19 protein-coding genes and 1 pseudogene are annotated in these 17,254 nt (G+C 67.7%); 13 read left to right on the top strand and 7 right to left on the bottom strand.

The window, feature by feature from the left end; translation table 11 throughout:
- Position 1: 1 nt before the first annotated feature.
- Together ACWF9G_RS03030 and ACWF9G_RS03025 are read right to left on the bottom strand one after the other, a co-directional pair.
- Positions 2 to 1,120 (bottom strand): winged helix DNA-binding domain-containing protein, encoded by a 1,119-nt coding sequence (locus tag ACWF9G_RS03030; protein WP_452513260.1) that lies wholly within the window; start codon positions 1,118 to 1,120, stop codon positions 2 to 4.
- A gap of 4 nt (positions 1,121 to 1,124) precedes the next feature.
- A complete protein-coding gene (locus tag ACWF9G_RS03025; protein ID WP_379085899.1) occupies positions 1,125 to 1,502 on the bottom strand; it encodes a BlaI/MecI/CopY family transcriptional regulator in 378 nt (125 codons plus the stop codon).
- A 180-nt stretch (positions 1,503 to 1,682) separates the two neighbouring features.
- Between ACWF9G_RS03025 and ACWF9G_RS03020 the strand changes: the two are divergent.
- The 4 genes and pseudogenes from ACWF9G_RS03020 to ACWF9G_RS03005 all read left to right on the top strand — a co-directional run.
- Positions 1,683 to 2,231 (top strand): annotated as a pseudogene (locus ACWF9G_RS03020) (sigma-70 family RNA polymerase sigma factor); the annotation flags it as partial.
- A gap of 104 nt (positions 2,232 to 2,335) precedes the next feature.
- Positions 2,336 to 2,644, top strand: coding sequence for a flavodoxin (locus ACWF9G_RS03015; RefSeq protein ID WP_452513258.1), 309 nt, complete (start codon positions 2,336 to 2,338; stop codon positions 2,642 to 2,644).
- Between the two features lie 33 nt (positions 2,645 to 2,677).
- Complete coding sequence (gene dinB, locus ACWF9G_RS03010; protein WP_452513256.1) at positions 2,678 to 3,913, top strand: DNA polymerase IV; 1,236 nt, start codon at positions 2,678 to 2,680, stop codon at positions 3,911 to 3,913.
- Positions 3,914 to 4,024: 111 nt separating this feature from the next.
- A complete protein-coding gene (locus tag ACWF9G_RS03005) occupies positions 4,025 to 4,378 on the top strand; it encodes a PLD nuclease N-terminal domain-containing protein (protein ID WP_379305971.1) in 354 nt (117 codons plus the stop codon).
- Here the strand turns inward: ACWF9G_RS03005 and ACWF9G_RS03000 are convergent, their stop codons facing one another.
- The 5 genes from ACWF9G_RS03000 to ACWF9G_RS02980 are packed head-to-tail and all read right to left on the bottom strand — an operon-like array spanning position 4,379 to position 9,224.
- Positions 4,379 to 5,257 carry a phosphoribulokinase gene (locus ACWF9G_RS03000; protein ID WP_379305969.1) on the bottom strand — a complete coding sequence of 293 codons (879 nt, stop codon included), beginning with the start codon at positions 5,255 to 5,257 and terminating at the stop codon, positions 4,379 to 4,381.
- A gap of 8 nt (positions 5,258 to 5,265) precedes the next feature.
- Positions 5,266 to 6,357, bottom strand: coding sequence for a class 1 fructose-bisphosphatase (locus ACWF9G_RS02995; RefSeq protein WP_379305967.1), 1,092 nt, complete (start codon positions 6,355 to 6,357; stop codon positions 5,266 to 5,268).
- On the bottom strand, positions 6,342 to 7,361 hold the full coding sequence (locus ACWF9G_RS02990) for an AAA family ATPase (protein ID WP_452513254.1): 1,020 nt from the start codon (positions 7,359 to 7,361) through the stop codon (positions 6,342 to 6,344). The genes ACWF9G_RS02995 and ACWF9G_RS02990 overlap by 16 nt, the downstream gene beginning before the upstream one ends.
- A complete protein-coding gene (locus tag ACWF9G_RS02985) occupies positions 7,351 to 7,773 on the bottom strand; it encodes a ribulose bisphosphate carboxylase small subunit (protein WP_379305963.1) in 423 nt (140 codons plus the stop codon). The genes ACWF9G_RS02990 and ACWF9G_RS02985 overlap by 11 nt, the downstream gene beginning before the upstream one ends.
- 8 nt (positions 7,774 to 7,781) lie before the next feature.
- Positions 7,782 to 9,224 carry a form I ribulose bisphosphate carboxylase large subunit gene (locus ACWF9G_RS02980; protein ID WP_379305961.1) on the bottom strand — a complete coding sequence of 481 codons (1,443 nt, stop codon included), beginning with the start codon at positions 9,222 to 9,224 and terminating at the stop codon, positions 7,782 to 7,784.
- A gap of 124 nt (positions 9,225 to 9,348) precedes the next feature.
- On the opposite strand from ACWF9G_RS02980, the gene ACWF9G_RS02975 reads away from it, so the two are divergent.
- From ACWF9G_RS02975 to nuoE, 9 genes are all read left to right on the top strand, one after another.
- Complete coding sequence (locus ACWF9G_RS02975) at positions 9,349 to 10,230, top strand: LysR family transcriptional regulator (RefSeq protein ID WP_379305959.1); 882 nt, start codon at positions 9,349 to 9,351, stop codon at positions 10,228 to 10,230.
- A 60-nt stretch (positions 10,231 to 10,290) separates the two neighbouring features.
- A complete protein-coding gene (locus ACWF9G_RS02970; protein WP_452513252.1) occupies positions 10,291 to 11,484 on the top strand; it encodes a hypothetical protein in 1,194 nt (397 codons plus the stop codon).
- 94 nt (positions 11,485 to 11,578) lie between these two features.
- Positions 11,579 to 12,673, top strand: coding sequence for a hypothetical protein (locus tag ACWF9G_RS02965; protein ID WP_452513250.1), 1,095 nt, complete (start codon positions 11,579 to 11,581; stop codon positions 12,671 to 12,673).
- Between the two features lie 99 nt (positions 12,674 to 12,772).
- Positions 12,773 to 13,174: an Rv3143 family two-component system response regulator gene (locus tag ACWF9G_RS02960; protein ID WP_452513248.1), complete on the top strand. Its 402-nt coding sequence runs from the start codon at positions 12,773 to 12,775 to the stop codon at positions 13,172 to 13,174.
- Between the two features lie 370 nt (positions 13,175 to 13,544).
- Positions 13,545 to 13,925 carry an NADH-quinone oxidoreductase subunit A gene (locus ACWF9G_RS02955; protein WP_189028737.1) on the top strand — a complete coding sequence of 127 codons (381 nt, stop codon included), beginning with the start codon at positions 13,545 to 13,547 and terminating at the stop codon, positions 13,923 to 13,925.
- Positions 13,926 to 13,935: 10 nt separating this feature from the next.
- Positions 13,936 to 14,490, top strand: a complete 555-nt coding sequence (locus ACWF9G_RS02950; protein WP_379305951.1) for a NuoB/complex I 20 kDa subunit family protein — start codon at positions 13,936 to 13,938, stop codon at positions 14,488 to 14,490.
- Positions 14,487 to 15,242 carry an NADH-quinone oxidoreductase subunit C gene (locus ACWF9G_RS02945; protein ID WP_452513247.1) on the top strand — a complete coding sequence of 252 codons (756 nt, stop codon included), beginning with the start codon at positions 14,487 to 14,489 and terminating at the stop codon, positions 15,240 to 15,242. The genes ACWF9G_RS02950 and ACWF9G_RS02945 overlap by 4 nt, the downstream gene beginning before the upstream one ends.
- Positions 15,242 to 16,555 (top strand): NADH dehydrogenase (quinone) subunit D, encoded by a 1,314-nt coding sequence (gene nuoD, locus ACWF9G_RS02940; protein ID WP_452513245.1) that lies wholly within the window; start codon positions 15,242 to 15,244, stop codon positions 16,553 to 16,555. Before ACWF9G_RS02945 ends, nuoD begins: the two co-directional genes overlap by 1 nt.
- On the top strand, positions 16,552 to 17,253 hold the full coding sequence (gene nuoE / locus ACWF9G_RS02935; RefSeq protein ID WP_452513244.1) for an NADH-quinone oxidoreductase subunit NuoE: 702 nt from the start codon (positions 16,552 to 16,554) through the stop codon (positions 17,251 to 17,253). The genes nuoD and nuoE overlap by 4 nt, the downstream gene beginning before the upstream one ends.
- Position 17,254: the final 1 nt, after the last annotated feature.

Genomic DNA, 17,254 nt, shown 5'->3' with positions numbered 1-17,254 from the left:
GTCAGCCTTCGCGCACCGCGAGCGCGGTGTCGCCGAGCGCCTCCGCGAGGCGGTCCGCCGCCGCGGACAACGCTCGTTTCGGGAATCGGCCCGTGCCGAACATCGAGACGACCACCTCGTCGTCGACCCGGTCCCAGGTCCCGGCGACCCGGCCGTCCACCAGCACCAGCGGGGAGATCCAGCCTGCCGTTCTGCTGACCTTCGCGCGGTGCTCGGCGGGCAGTACCGCGGTGTCGGAGGTTCCTGGGCCCAGGATGTACTGATCGAACGGGCCGAGCAGCTGGATCGTGCCGTCGAGGGTGGCGGCGGCGAGCTCGTCGACGAACTCGGTGGGAAGCCAGCCGGTCCGGCCCTCGACGGTCACCTGGGTCAGCGCATCACCCATCGCCGCGAACCAGCCGCGCACGACCGTCTTGCGCAGGCTGTTGCGGCTGAGCCAGGCATCGAACGCTTCCGGCGTCCCCGGACCGTAGGCGCCGAGATAGGCGCTGATCAGTGTCGGCGCGGCGGCGTCCGGTTCCGGCACGCCGGTCCAGCCGGGAATCAGGTGCGCCGGACTGGTGAAGGTGATCTTGGTGCCGCGCGCTGGGCCATGGCACAGCGCGCCCTGCCAGGCCAGCGGTTTGAGCACCGCACCCCAGCCGGAGCGCAACTGCTCGCCGAGGTGGGTGAAACCGGGCTCGGCCAGAACGGCTTCGACGAGCTCGTCACGGGTCAGGACCCGATCGGCGAGAACCTTCGACACCGCTACGACCAAGGCCGTCACCTGATCCGGCGTCGCGCCGAAAGTCTTCTGCCAGGACGGCTTCTCCCACGTCCGCGCCGACCCGATCAGCGACAGCGCCGCCGCGGCCTGCTCGGGCACCATCGCGTGCAAGGTGCCGCGCATCGCCCACGTCTTGACCAGCGAGCCGACCGCGAGCGCGTCGGCCACCGCGTCCTGCCCGGCGACGCCGCTGCGCAGCGCGACCGCGGTCTCCGCCGCCGAGGCGACCTGCGCCTGCACACCGGCGAGCCTGCGCGCGACGGCCTCGGCTCCGTTCACTGTCGGCTCGGTGACGAACTGCCTGCCCAGCCGCCACGCGAAAACCTGATCCCACCCGACTTCGAGCACGCCCACTCCCCTAGTTCTCCTCGCTGCGCCGCGTGGCAACCCGCCGCAGCGCCGCCCGCAGGCCCGCGAATTCGTCGTCGCTGATCCGGTCGACGAAATGGCTGAGCACGAGATCTGATCGGCCGCCGATGCCCAGCGCCTCGTGCATGAGCTGGGCGCTGTGTTCCTCGCGCGTCATCGTCGGCCAGTAGCGGTAGGCGCGACCGTCGCGCTGCCTGGCCAGCCAGCCCTTGCGGTGCAGGTTGTCCATGGTCGACATGACCGTCGTGTAGGCGATGTCGCGTTCGGCCGCCAGCTCGTCGAACAACTCGCGCACCGTCGTCGAATCCACGTCGCGATCCCAGAGACGGTCCATCAGCACCGCTTCGAGATCCCCGAAACCACGCACCGCCTACCGACTCCCTCATCACCACCGACTGCCTGAAACCGGCTTCACAGTACCGGCACGGTCCAGGTGAGGGGTTACCGCTGGGCAACCGCTCGCGGTATGACATGCGAGGTGGGTGTGGTTGCACCGGCTCGCCGTCTCCCGGAATCATCGGCGAATGCATTGCGCAGGGGTGGCCCGATGACCGAACCCGACCCGTTCGACACCTTCCGGCCGCTGCTGTTCACGATCGCCTACGAGATCCTCGGCAGTGCCGTCGACGCCGAGGATGTCTTGCAGGACAGCTACCTTCGCTGGCGCGACGCGACCGAGGTGACGCATCCGCGCGCCTACCTGGTGCAGATCGTCACCCGTCAGGCGATCAACCATCTGCGGACGGTGCGCCGCCGCCGCGAGGACTACGTCGGCACCTGGCTGCCCGAACCGATCCGCACCACCCCCGACGCCGGGCACGACGTGCTGCTGGCCGAGTCGGTGTCGATGGCCATGCTGCTCGTGCTGGAAACCCTCGGCCCCACCGAGCGGGCGGTGTTCGTGCTGTCGGAGGTGTTCGGCCACAGCCACGGCGAGATCGCGGAGATGATCGACAAGACCGATACCGCCGTCCGTCAGATCGCGCACCGGGCCCGCGCGCACGTCGCGGCCCGTCGCCGTCGGTTCGAACCCGACTCCGCCACCAGCCGTGCGGTGATCGCCCGCTTCCTGCTGGCCGTCGACACCGGTGACGTCGGCGCACCCAGGTGCTCGGCGCCCGCGTCGTCGCTACCGGCGACATCGACCCGGCCGAACTCGCCGACTACGACCTCGTCGGCTTCGGATCGGGCATCTACAACATGAACTTCCACCCGGAGCTGCGCCGGTTCATCACCGCCCTGCCGGTCGCGCACCGCGGCACCGCGTTCGTGTTCCGCACCGGCGGATTCCCGGAACCACCGTTTCGCCGCTACACCCGCGCCCTGACCCGCGGCATCGAGAAGAAGGGCTTCGACGTGGTCGACCTCTTCGGCTGCCGCGGCTTCGACACCTGGCTGCCCCTGCGCCTCGTCGGCGGCATCCGCAAAGGCCACCCGGACGCCACCGACATCGCCGCGGCCCGCGCGTTCGCCGAGAAATTGCGGGCAAGGACCACCGCCATGGCCTGACGGCCCGTTTTGGTCGTACCCCGATGCGAACATATGTTCGTGTCCGATTCCGCTGTGCCGCGCCGCCCGCGCATCCAGTCCCGCGCCGAGGCGTCGATCCTGCACGCCGACCTGGATTCCTTCTACGCCTCGGTCGAGCAGCGCGATCAGCCGTGGTTGCGCGGCAAGCCGGTGATCGTGGGCGGCGGGGTGGTGCTGGCCGCGAGCTACGAGGCGAAGGCGTTCGGGATCCGGACGCCGATGAACGCGGGTCAGGCGTTGCGGTTGTGTCCGCACGCGGTGGTCGTCCCGCCGCGGATGTCGGCCTACGCCGAGGCGAGCAAGGCGGTGTTCGCGGTGTTCGGCGACACCACCCCGATCGTGGAGGGGATCTCGATCGACGAGGCGTTCCTCGATGTGAGTGGCTTGCGACGGATCAGGGGCGAGCCGATCGAGATCGCCCGCGCCCTGCGGGCGGAGGTCAGCGGCAAGGTCGGCCTGCCGATCTCGGTCGGTATCGCGCGCACCAAGTTCCTCGCCAAGGTGGCCTCGGCGGTCGCCAAACCCGACGGATTGCGCCTGGTGGAGCCCGGCCGGGAACTGGAGTTCCTGCACCCGTTGCCGGTCGAGCGATTATGGGGTGTCGGCGCGGTCACCGCCGCGACTCTGCACGCCAACGGCATCACCCGGGTAGGGCAGCTGGCCGAACTCGGCGAACCGCACCTGCGCGCCATCCTCGGAGCCGGTGCGGCCCGGCATCTGTTCGCCCTGTCCTGGGCGCGCGATCCCCGGCGCGTCGAGACCGGGAAACGCAGGCGATCGATCGGTGCCCAGCGCGCCCTCGGTCGTCGCCACCGCGAACCCGAGGAGATCGCCGCCTACCTCGACGGCCTCACCGACCGCCTCGGCCGCCGCCTGCGGGCCGCGGACCGGGTGTGCCGCACCGTCATCCTGCGCCTGCGATTCGACGACTTCACCCGCGCGACCCGCTCGCACACCCTGACGGAAGCGACCGACGCCACCGCGTCCATCCGGCACGCCGCCCGGCTGCTGCTCGACACCGCCCAACCGCTCATCGCCGAACGCGGGATCACCCTGATCGGCTTGTCGCTGACCAATCTCGACGACGCCGACACCATGCAGCTGACCCTGCCGCTGGAGCCCCGCGCCGACAACACCCTCGACGCGACGCTCGACGATCTGCGCCGCCGGTTCGGTTCCGCCGCCGTCACCCGCGCGGCACTGCTGAAGAGCGGTGAGGGGCTGTCGGTTCCGCTGCTTCCGGACTGATCGCGATCAGCCGCGGCCGCGTCGACCGACTGCTCCGTGGGAACCGAACCGCCTTCGCCGCCGGGGCGGCCCACCACCGAGGTGCGGTGGGCGCCATGGGATAGTCGGCGCATGCCTTACGCCGTCCTCGGCTTCCTGACCCTCGCCCTGTGGGTGTATTGCCTGGTCGACATCGTCACCAGTCCCGACGACGGGATCCGCCATCTGCCGAAGATGGGATGGGTGCTCGTGGTCGTCCTCGTCCCGACGATCGGCGCCCTGCTGTGGCTGTTCGCCGGCAGGCCGATCACCCCGTCGCGGCCCGCGTCGACCACCCGCTTCAGCGAATACGATCGGCCCGGCCGCGCTGTCGCGACCAACCCCGACGACGACGAAGCGTTCCTGCGCTCGCTGCGCGAACGCGCCGAACAACAGCGTCGCGAAGCCCGCAGGCAGCAGGCCGAGCGCGACGGAGATCAGGCCTGATCACACGAATCGCTTGGGCCGCTTGTCCATCAACCGCAGGATGAGCGGCGTGAAGATCAACTGCATCGCCAGTTCCATCTTCCCGCCCGGCACCACGATGCAGTTCGGCCGCGACATGAACGAATCGTGCAGCATCGACAGCAGATACGGGAAGTCGATCACCTTCGGATCGGCGAACCGGATCACCACGAAACTCTCGTCGGCCGTGGGAATACTGCGCGCGATGAACGGATTCGAGGTGTCCACCGTCGGCACCCGCTGGAAATTCACATACGTCCGCGAGAACTGCGGACAGATGTATTTCACGTAGTCCGGCATCCGGCGCAGGATCGTATCGATCACCGCTTCGCTGGAATATCCGCGATGGGTCTTGTCCCGGTACACCTTCTGGATCCACTCGAGATTGATGATCGGCACCACACCGACCAGCAGATCGGTGTATCGGGCGACATTGACCGCGTCGGTCACCGCCGCACCGTGCAACCCCTCGTAGAACAGCAGGTCACTGCCGGGCGCCAGATCCTCCCACGACGTGAACGTGCCCGCCGGCTGCCCGTACGGTTTCGCCTCCTCGTCGTCGTGGAGGTATTTGCGCACCTGCCCGACGCCGGACTCACCGTAATCCCGGAACAGCGCCTCCAATTCGGGCAGCAGATTCGCGTCTTCGCCGAAATGCGAGAACGTCGTATTGCGTTGCTGCTCGGCCTCGGCCATCGCGATCTTCATCTCCGAGCGGTCGTAGCGGTGAAACGAATCGCCTTCCACCACGACGGCGCTGATCCCTTCGCGCCGGAAGATCTCCTCGAACGTGCGCGTGACACTGGTCGTTCCCGCACCGGACGAACCGGTGATCGCGACAACGGGATGCTTGACCGACATGGCGACTCCTACTTGCGCTGATCGTGCTTGGCCGGACGGAACAGCGACCGCGAGCCGAACAGCGAGCTGTCGAAACTCGGACCGGCGTCCGGCTCGGAGTGGTAGCGCTCGATGCGCAGCACCTCGTTACGGGAACCGAAGATGAACGGCACCCGCTGGTGCACCTCGGCCGGCGGCACCTTCATCACCCGGTCGTGCCCTGTGGTCGCCGCACCACCGGCCTGCTCGACGATGAACGCGATCGGATTCGCCCCGTACAACAGCGAAACCCGGCCCGGCCGTGCGGGATTGCGGGTATCGCGGGGATACAGGTACATCCCGCCCCTGGTCAGGATGTGGAAGGTGTCGGCGACCAGCGAGGCGACCCAGCGCATGTTGAAGTCACGTCCCCGCGGCCCGTCCACCCCCTCCAGGCATTCCTGCACATAGCGGCGCACCGGACGTTCCCAGAACCGTTCGTTGGCCGCGTTGATCGCGAAACCCGACGTGTCGTCGGGGATCCGCATATGCGGATGGGTCAGCACGAACGCGCCGATCTCCCGATCGAGAGTGAACCCGTCGACCCCGCTACCGGTGGTGAGCACCAGCATGGTCGCGGGGCCGTAGAGGGTGAACCCGGCACACACCTGCGCCACACCGGGCTGCAGAAAGTCGGCGTCGCCCGGCTCCGCGGTGCCTGCCAGCACCTCCTGCGGTGCGCGCAGAATGCTGAAAATCGAGCCGACAGGCAGATTCACGTCGATATTGCTCGACCCGTCCAGCGCGTCGAAGGCCAGCAGATACTTGCCGCGCCGCTGAGTCGCGGGCACCGGCAGCGCGGTGGCGCGCTGCTCGGACAGCAACCCCGACAGGTGCCCGGTCCACTGGGTCTGAGCCACCATGATCTCATCGGTCAACGCGTCGAGCCGCCTACTCACCGACAGCGGCTCGTCGTCGTCGCGGCCCGATCCGATGATCGCACCGCGCGTCACCTGATTGGCGATGATCTTGGTCGCCGTGGCCACCACGTTGACCAGCGCCGAGAACTCGCCCGACGAACCGGGATGGCGGTGTTCCTCCTCGATCGTGTAGCGGGTGAGGGTCTTCAATCCGTCGGGCATGGCGTCGCGGCCACCTCCTGCCCCGCGTCGTCGAACACGCTGCTGCCGTAGACATCCCGGTCGCACAGGGTGATCAGGTCGGTCTTCGACAGCGGCCGCGCCGCCTCGACGAGCCGTTTGGCCTGACGCAGCCGGCACCGGTCGATCGCGTTGCGCACGCTGCGCGCATTCGAGAACCGCGGCCGGGTCATCCGCATCGTCAGATACTCCGCGAACGCGACGTGCGCGGCCGCGTCGAAGCGGAAGTTCTCCCCCGTCACCATCAACTCGGCGATACCCATGAGTTCTTCGTGGGTGTAGTCGGCGAACTCGAGATGATGCGCCACCCGCGAGGACAGCCCGGGATTGGCCGAGAAGAAGCGGTCCATCCGATCCGGGTAACCGGCGAAGATGACGACCAGGCTCGCCCGCTCGCTCTCCATCTCCTGCAGCAGGATCTCGATCACCTCCTGCCCGTAATCGCGCTCGTTCTCGGGCCGGAACAGGTAGTACGCCTCGTCGATGAACAGCACACCGCCCGCGGCCTTGGCGATCGCCTCCTTGGTCTTGGGCGCGGTGTGGCCGATGAACTGGCCGACCAGGTCGTCACGGGTCACCGTGTGCACCTTCGGTTTCCGGATGTAACCCAGCGCGTGCAGCATCTGCGCCATCCGCAATGCCACGGTCGTCTTCCCGGTGCCGGGTCCGCCGGTGAAGCTCATGTGCATCGTCGGCCGCGAGGACTCCAGCCCGAAGCGCCGCCGCGCCCGGTCGATCATCAGCAGCGCCGCGATCTCGCGTACCCGTTCCTTCACATTCGCCAGGCCGATCAGCTCCGCGTCGAGCGCGGCCAGCGTTTCGGCCACGTCGTGGCCTGCCAGGTCGAGAGAAAGATCCAACAGCGCGTCCTCGCTCAGCAGTTCCTCGGTCGCGGTGGCGCCCTCGGCGGGCGGGCGCGACGGCCGGGCGTCGGTGACGCCCGGCCGCGGCAACCGGAATCCGCCTGCGGATCCGTCAGCCGCCATACCGCTGTCCCTGCGGACGATCGGTGGCATAGGAGCGCAGGCTGTAGATCTGGCGGCGATCCGAGCCCTCGGCCCGCGCCAGTTCGAAACCGGGCTCCTCGGCGGGGCGCTGCACCAGGAAGCTCAGCGCCGTCGTCTGTTTCGTGTAGGTCGCGTTGTAGGCGGTGACCCGCACGTAGTGGCGAGGAAACGTCGCCCGGCAGGCGTTGATCTCAGCCATCACCCCGTCGGGTTCGTCGAGGTCGAACAGCGGCAACCCCCACATCTCCCAGTAGGTGTTGCGTGGGTGCGGATCGTCGGTGTACTCGATCGACACCGGCCAGTTGTTGAGCAGCGCGTAGCGCACCTGCGCCGCGATCTCTTCGTCGGTGAACTCGGGCAGATACGAGAACGTCCCGTGTCGCAGATACATGGTGCTCCCTACAGGCTCGGCGTCGGCACCGCGTCGGGTGCGTCGGTGGACGTGTAATCGAAGGTGACATCACCCCAGGTCGACAGCGCGACCTCGAGCGGACGACACGTCGAGGCTGCCGTGCGCAGCACGTCGGGCCCCTCCTTGATCAGGTCGCGACCCTCGTTGCGCGCCTTGACCACCGCTTCCAGCGCCACCCGGTTGGCCTCGGCGCCTGCCGCGATCCCCAGCGGATGACCGATGGTGCCGCCACCGAACTGCAGGATCACATCGTCACCGAACAGATCGAGCAGCTGATGCATCTGGCCTGCGTGGATACCGCCCGAGGCCACCGGCATCACCCCGGGCAGGCTCGCCCAGTCCTGGTCGAAGAAGATGCCGTTGCCCAGATCGGTGGGAATGTGGTTCTCGCGCAAGGTGTCGTAGAAACCGCGGGTGGTCGCCGGATCGCCTTCCAATTTGCCCACCACGGTTCCCGCGTGCACATGGTCGACACCGATCAGCCTGCACCATTTCGCCAGCACCCGGAAGCTCACGCCGTGCGTCTTCTGCCGGGTGAACGTCGAATGGCCCGCCCGGTGCAGGTGCAGCAGTACCCCGTTGCGCCGCGCCCACTTCGACATCGACTGCATCGCGGTGTAGCCGACGGTGAGGTCCATCATGATGACCACCGAGCCCAGTTCCTTGGCGAACTCGGCGCGCTCGTACATGTCCTCCATGGTGGCGGCGGTGACGTTGAGGTAGTGGCCTTTGATCTCGCCGGTCTCGGCCATCGCCCTGTTCACGCCCTCCATTGCGAACAGGTAGCGGTCGCGCCAGCGCATGAACGGCTGGGAGTTGATGTTCTCGTCGTCCTTGGTGAAATCCAAGCCGCCTTTGCAGGCCTCGTAGACCACCCGGCCGTAATTGCGTGCCGACAAACCGAGTTTCGGTTTCACCGTCGCGCCCAGCAGTGGCCTGCCGTATTTGTTGAGATATTCACGTTCCATCACCGTGCCGTGCGGCGGGCCCTGGAAGGTCTTGACATAGGCCACCGGAATACGCATGTCCTCGAGCCGCAACGCGAGCAGCGGCTTGAATCCGAAGACATTACCGATGACCGAGGAGGTGAGGTTGGTGATCGACCCTTCCTCGAAAAGATCCAGATCGTAGGCGATGTAGGCGAAGTACTCGCCCGGCCTGCCCGGCACCTCGTCGATCCGGTAACACTTCGCCTGATACTTCGAGTGCGCGGTGAGCCGGTCGGTCCACACAACAGTCCAAGTGGCAGTGGACGATTCGCCCGCCACAGCGGCCGCGGCCTCGATCGGATCGACGCCAGGCTGCGGGGTCACCCGGAACACCGCGAGCACATCGGTATCCGAGGGCACGTAGTCGGGTGCGTAATATCCCATCGACGCGTACGACTGAACACCCGGATCCCAACGATCCCGTTCGGTTTCTTCCGCCATGGTTCCTCCTGTGGAATCGGCTGGGCGCCTATCGAATTCCAGGATGGGGCCCGCGACCGTCACAAACAATGTGAATGTTTCTGGGAACGCTCAACCGAAACGTTGAGTTTGCTACCGTCGGGTAATGGGCAGGGTGAGCGCGGGGCGGATGGAAACCTTCCTCGCGGTGGCCCGGCTGGGCAGCATTCGCCGCGCGGCCGCCCAGCTGCATGTCACCGAGGCGGCGGTGTCGGCCGCGGTCGCCCATGTCGAAAAGCAGCTCGGCGCCAAACTGATCACCCGATCCGGGCGGGGGATCGCCCTGACCGAGGCGGGCCGGGTCTACGCCGAGTACTGCCGCGGGATCCTCGGCCTCATGAAGGAAGCGCACGCCGCGGTCCGGCAGGCCGAGGCAGGCCGGCTACGGATCGGCGTCGTCGCGACCGCGGGCGAATCGGTGGTGCTGCGGCCGCTGGCCTCGTTTCGTCACCGCTACCCCGATGTGGAACTGAGCCTGTCCATCCAGCCCCGTGACGTGCTGTTTCTCGAACTGCAGCACCACGAGACCGATCTCGTCATCGCGGGCCGCCCCCCACACGCGGCGAACCTGGTCATCCAGGCGCGACGCCCGAGCACCCTCGTCGTCGTCGGCGCCGGCGACACCCACGATCCACGCCACACCACCTGGCTACTGCGCGGCAACGGTTCGGGCACCCGCGAAGCGACACTCGCGCTGATCGACCGTCTCCAAATCGACCCGCCGACGCTGACCCTGGGTTCGCACGGCGCGGTCATCGCTGCCGCGCGCGAGGGGCTCGGTATCACCCTCATCCACTCCGATGCCGTCGGCGAGCACCTGGAATCCGGTGCGCTGCACACGATCGACGTGCCGGGCACCCCCCTCGACCGCGCCTGGCACGCGGTCACCACGCCGACCCCAACCCCGGCGACCCGGCTGTTTCTGGCCCACCTCATCGATCCGCTCGAAACCGGGACAGACGCTTTCCACGCCACGATCGGGCCGTAGCGGGACCGGCTCCGCCCTGGATCGGCCGAGCTGTCGGTGCGTCGTGCCACGATGCCGCGCATGACCCGACATCCGGACGCCGAACATCATCTCGAGCTGTTTCTCGACTACGGCCAGTTCGTCCTGCACGGTGGGGAGGGCGAGGAGGACGCCGAGCTGTCGTTGCTGGAGGCGGCGCTGGCCGAGGGGCCGTCCGCCGGTGACGGGCACACCGTCGTGGTGCGCAGTCCACACCAGAACAACTTCGAGATGCCGCTCGTCGTGCAGGTCTGGGCGACGCGTCCGCCCGCCGATGATGCCGACTGGCAACAGATCAGCGAAGCCCGGCTGCACATCGGCGAATACGGACTGAACATCAGCTCACCGGTGGACACCTGGGAAGCCGCACCGGTTCCGCCGGGCGACTACATCGTCGACATCGCGGGCACCGGGTTCGTCGGGTACGGCTGGCCCGGCACCACCACCCCTGGCGACCATTGGCGGATCCGGTTGTGGCCCGACGACGGGAGCGTTCTGCGGCCGCCACTGATCTGGAATGCTCCCGGGCACGACGTCGATATCGAGGCACCGCCCCTGATCGACTCGGGCATCCGCCTCGATCCCGAGGACCTTGCGCCCCGGCAGGTTCCCCACCTCGAAATCCCCTTCGGCGGGGAGAATCTCGCGACGAACGATCCCTCGGCCGACCAGGCACGTGGGTGGCAGCAGCAGGAACGTGAAGCGTGGGGTGGCGAGCCCATCGCCGCGCTCGCCGACGTCTACTCTGCTCGCGATCTCGCCGGCTACGACCGAGCGCTCGCCGAGTCGATCGCCGAGATGCCTGCCGATCGGCTCCGAAAGCTGAGCGAGTACTGCGCGCTGCGCGCCTACGAATTCGCCGGGCTCAGCGAGCGTCCGTGGGTGCGTCCCGCGCTCGCGGCACTGCGCTCCGGGGAACCGTTCCCCGAGCCGTTCCGGGATTCCGATGCCGCCTTCGCCCGGCTCGACGAAGACCAATACGGCCCTGACGCAGGCCGGTTCCAGGCCGTCGCCCGGGAACGCGCCGACAGACCCGCGCGTCGACCGAATCCCTACGACCGCGGCACCATCAGCCGACCGCACTTCGCCGTCAACACCCTGTTCCATGCCCGTCACGCCGATCCCCTGCAGGGCGCGCTGTCGGCGCTCAACGAAGCCGCGATCACCTTCGGCGACCAGGTCGAGCTGCTGTTCACCGGCATCCGCGCCGAATTCGGGCTGCCGCCGCGTCGCTGACCGCGACACCGTGGACGCTCACCCGTGCCGCGGGTACGGTCGTCGCCAGGGGGCTGATTCATCGTCTGTACGCAATCGAACGAAGGGGTGGGATATGTCGACCGAAGTGAAACTGTCCGGGGACGCGCTGGAACTGCCGGGCGGCGTGCGGGTGACCTTCATCCGCACCCTGCGACTGCCCGAGACGGGCACCTATCCACTGCCGCCCGGTCTCGGTACGTTCCCGCTGCGCCGGGTCGCCGACTACCCCGACACCGTGCCCGCCGAATGGCGCAAGCGCGGCGGCGTGATGCTGCCGGTCTACCAGCGTGAAGCCATGTGGCTGCGATTCTCCGCCACCACCCCCGCCGCGCTGAAGGTCGGTGTCGGCAAGGTCTGCGCGGTGTCGGGCAAGCCATGGAGCGACACCCTCGGCAAGGATCCGCAGAACTACCTCGCGCTACCCCAACAGCCGTGGATGGACGGCATCAACTCCGGTGACGGCACGGTCCGCCAGTTCGTCGCGGTGCCGCTCGGACTCGGTGCGACCGTCGAGGGCCAGGTGACGGGCACCGAGCAATGGGGTGGTGTGCAGCTCGCCGTCCACGGGCTCACCGATGCCGCACTGGAGACCTGGAACGCCGCCGAACGCGCCAGGCGGCAACGCATGCCCGCCGCACCCACCGCACCGTGGCTCGCCGAGGAGATGGTCTACGGCGCAGCGCCGGCCGCACCGCACTACGTCGCCCCGGTCGCCTACTCCGCTCCCGGCAGTGCCCCGGCTCCCGGCGCCGCGCCCACCGGCTCGCCGCGTGCACGAGGAGCTCGCCCCGCCGCCAGGAAGATGGGTCTCGGCGCGGGCGGAACCATGCGCCAGGAAATCTTCGCCGACGAGCGCCCGATCGAGGACTACCACCCCGACGCTGACGGGCGTGTCTTCGTCCATCTCGCTTCCGCCGCCGAATGGCAGCAGATCACCGGCGAACCGGCACCGCCTACCCCGATCACCGCCCAGGCCTACGCCCAGCACAACCTGCCCTGGTTCGACTACTACGCCGCCGACGCCGACGACCTCCCGCCATCGACCGAACTCGCGGAGGTGAAACCCACCGGCGACTGGCTCGCCGACGAACACCCGAATCCGCCCATCGAACAGCCACTTCCGGTGATCCCCCTGGGCGACAAGAAAGTCCAGGACGGCAACTGGTAACCCGTGGGAGCCTGCGGTGGACTACCTTGCCCCGCAGGCCAACCGGCTGATCCGGCGAACCTGCCACGCGGCAGGCCCGCGCGGACGTACGATCCGTGCGTGGCCGAATCGAATGGTTCCACCCCGCTGCGCGTACTGGTCTACAGCAACGATGCCGACACCAGGCAACAGGTGATCCTGGCGCTGGGCCGTAAGCCGCGTGCCGATCTACCGGAGCTCGACTTCTTCGAGGTCGCCACCGCGCCGGTGGTCATCGAGCAGATGGATGCGGGCGGGATCGATCTGGCGATCCTCGACGGGGAATCCGCGCCCGCGGGTGGCCTCGGTATCGCCAAGCAGCTCAAGGACGAGATCGAGGAGTGCCCGCCGGTGGTCGTGCTGACCGGCAGGCCCGACGACGCCTGGCTGGCGAACTGGTCGCGCGCGGAGGCGGCGGTATCGCACCCGATCGACCCCATGCAGCTGACCCGCGCGGTGACCAGCATCCTGCTCGCCCGCTGATCGGCGGCAATCGGGCATCGTCCCGATCCCTCGGATAGTCCGAGTCGCACAGTTCTGTCCATCACCACTGGTAACACCAGTGGTTGTTCGTCGTGCGCGTATCCGGGATTACCCCCGGATCGCTCATGAATCGCGGTACCGAAATCGATCAAACCCCGCCCCGGAAACGCGCGGCGGACCACCGAAACGGCGGTAGTCTGTGCTCTAGCTCACACGAGCGCGGGCTCCTGTATAACGCTCCGCCATCGCTGCACAGCCTTGCGCGAGCCCCGTATCGGCGGACAACGTTGTCGGCCCCGTCTCGCCAAAGCTGCCGTCCGCGGCCGGGCCACACGGCTCGACCTGCTCCAGCGAGGAGGGGAAAGCAGTCGTGAATATCGAGGTGCCCGCGCTCGTACTCGGCGCCATCGCTGCCGCGTTCGCGGTGTTCTCCGTCATCATGGCGGCGCTGATCGGCCCGAAGCGCTACAACAGGGCCAAGCTGGAACCCTACGAATGCGGCATCGAGCCGACACCGCACGCCATCGCGGGCGGCCCGGGAAACGCCACGGGACAGCGCTTTCCGGTGAAGTACTACCTCACCGCGATGTTGTTCATCATCTTCGACATCGAGATCGTGTTCCTCTACCCGTGGGCCGTGCATTTCGATGCGCTCGGGCTCTTCGGGCTCGCCGCGATGGCGTTGTTCATCGTCAATGTGTCGGTCGCCTACGCCTACGAGTGGCGGCGCGGCGGCCTGAGCTGGGAATGAGTGGGAAATAATGGGTCTCGAAGAGAAACTGCCCAGCGGGTTCCTGCTGAGCACCGTCGAGGATTTCGCCGGCTACCTGCGTAAGGGCTCGGTCTGGCCCGCGACGTTCGGGTTGGCCTGCTGCGCGATCGAGATGATGGCCACCGGCGCAGGGCGATTCGACATCGCCCGCTTCGGCATGGAGGCGTTCCGCGCCTCCCCCCGCCAGGCCGATCTGATGATCGTCGCGGGGCGGGTCAGTCAGAAGATGGCACCGGTGCTGCGGCAGGTCTACGACCAGATGACCGAACCCAAATGGGTACTGGCCATGGGCGTCTGCGCGTCCTCGGGCGGCATGTTCAACAACTACGCGATCGTGCAGGGTGTCGACCACGTCGTCCCGGTCGACATCTACCTGCCCGGCTGCCCGCCGCGCCCGGAGATGCTGCTCAACGCGATCCTCGCGCTGCACGCCAAGATCGCCGAGACACCGATGGGCGTCAACCGCGAGGAAGCGATCCGCGCCGCCGAACAGGCCGCGCTGGCCAGCACGCCGACCATCCGGATGGAGGGCCTGCTGCGATGACGTTCGACGCTCCCGACAACACCGACAGCAATGCGGGACAGGACATTCCGGAGGAAGCCTCCACCGCGCCCCCGCCGCCGGCGCCACCCGAGGACGAGGTGATCGGCACCCGACGCGGCATGTTCGGCGTCACCGGTACCGGGGACACCTCCGGATACGGCGGCCTGGTCACCCCCGTCGCCCTGCCCGCGGGCACCCCACCGCCCTATGGTGGCTGGTTCGACGCGTTCGTCGGCACCCTGCGCGCCGCGCTGACCAACCGGGTGATCGCCTTCGACACCGTGATCGAGAAGGTCGTCGTCTTCCGCGACGAGATCACCCTGCACGTGCGGCGCGAGCATCTGGTCGCCGTCGCGAGCGCGCTGCGCGACGACACCTCGCTGCGCTTCGAACTGTGCCTCGGCGTCAACGGCGTCCACTATCCCGACGACGAAGGCCGCGAACTGCACGCGGTCTATCACCTGATGTCGATCACGCACAACCGGCGGGTGCGGCTGGAAGTGTCGGCCCCCGATGCCGATCCGCACATTCCCTCGCTGTTCGCGGTGTATCCGACCACCGACTGGCACGAACGCGAGACCTACGACTTCTTCGGCATCCTCTTCGACGGGCATCCCTCGCTGACCCGCATCACCATGCCCGACGACTGGCGCGGCCATCCGCAGCGCAAGGACTACCCGCTCGGCGGGATCCCGGTGGAGTACAAGGGCGCGCGGATACCGCCGCCCGACGAGCGGAGGACCTACAGCTGATGACCGACACCGATTTCCGCCGCGACGAACCACAGATAGTCACCGTCGCAGGCCAGGACTGGGACCAGGTCAGCGAGGTGCTCGAGGGTGGGGGCGAAGAACGCATCGTCGTCAACATGGGCCCGCAGCACCCGTCGACGCACGGCGTGCTGCGCCTGATCCTCGAGATCGAAGGCGAGACCGTCACCGAAGCCCGCTGCGGCATCGGCTACCTGCACACCGGCATCGAGAAGAACCTGGAATTCCGCCCCTGGATCCAGGGCGTCACCTTCGTGACCCGGATGGACTACCTGTCCCCCTTCTTCAACGAAACCGCCTACTGCCTGGGCGTGGAGAAGCTGCTCGACATCACCGAGCAGATCCCCGAACGGGCCACCGTCGTGCGCGTCATGCTGATGGAGCTCAACCGGATCTCCTCGCATCTGGTCGCGCTGGCGACCGGCGGCATGGAACTGGGCGCGCTCACCCCGATGCTGTTCGGTTTCCGGGAACGCGAACTCATCCTCGACGTGTTCGAGACCATCACCGGCCTGCGGATGAACCACGCGTTCATCCGTCCCGGCGGACTCGCCCAGGACCTGCCCGACGACGGCGTCACCAAAGTCCGCGAACTCCTCGAGATCATGCCGGGCCGGCTGCGCGACATGGAGCATCTGCTCAGCGCCAACCCGATCTGGAAGAAGCGCACCCAGGACATCGGCTACCTCGACCTCACCGGCTGCATGGCGCTCGGCATCACCGGCCCGGTCCTGCGTGCCACCGGCCTGCCCCACGATCTGCGCAAGTCGGCGCCCTACTGCGGCTACGAGAACTACGAATTCGAGATCCCGACGACCACCGGCTGCGACTGCTACGGCCGCTACCTGATCCGGGTCGCCGAGATGACCGAATCGCTCAAGATCGTCGAGCAGTGTCTCGACCGGCTGCGGCCCGGTCCGGTCATGGTCGACGACAAGAAGATCGCCTGGCCCGCCGACCTGAAGCTCGGCCCCGATGGGCTGGGCAACTCACCGAAATACATCGGCAAGATCATGGGCACCTCGATGGAATCGCTGATCCATCACTTCAAGCTCGTCACCGAGGGCATGCGTGTGCCCGCGGGACAGGTGTATACGGCGGTGGAGTCACCGCGCGGTGAGCTGGGCGTGCACATGGTCAGCGACGGCAGCACCCGGCCGTACCGGGTGCACTACCGCGATCCCTCGTTCACCAATCTGCAGGCGGTGGCCGCGATGTGCGAGGGCGGCATGGTCGCCGACGTCATCGCCTCGGTCGCCAGCATCGACCCCGTCATGGGCGGAGTGGACCGATGAAGATAGAGCTCAAGCTCACCAGCAGGCCGGAGCCGTACCAGCCGCATGTGCGGCAGCGACTCGAAGTCGACGCCAAGGAGATCATCGCCCGCTACCCGCACCCCCGATCGGCGCTGCTGCCACTGCTGCACCTGGTGCAGGCCGAGGAAGGGCATGTCACCGGCACCGGGATCGACTTCTGCGCCGACCAACTCGGCCTCACCGGCGCCGAGGTAACCGCCGTCGCCACCTTCTACTCGATGTACCGGCGCACCCCGACCGGCGACTACCACGTCGGCGTCTGCACCAACACCCTCTGCGCGGTCCTCGGCGGCGACGCGATCTATGAAGCGCTGCAACAACATCTGGGCGTCGGACACGGCGAGACCACCGCCGACGGCGCCATCACCCTCGAGCACATCGAGTGCAATGCCGCCTGCGATTACGCGCCGGTAATGATGGTGAACTGGGAATTCTTCGACAACCAGACCCCGGAATCGGCGCGGGCGATCACCGATGCCCTGCGAGCGGGCCATCAGGTACGCCCGACTCGGGGCGCCCCACTGTGCACCTTCCGCGAGACCGCGCGCATCCTCGCCGGCTTCCCCGACGAACGCCCCGGCGCACTCGACGGAGCTCCGGGCGAGGCCACTCTGGCCGGGCTGCACATCGCGGAAAACGATGTGGCAGAAGATGACTCCACCGGACAGGGGGCCTGAG

This window comes from Nocardia sp. NPDC055029, assembly GCF_053608525.1.
Note: the sequence above shows the minus strand (reverse complement) of the source record. Positions and strands in the feature narration are given on the sequence as shown.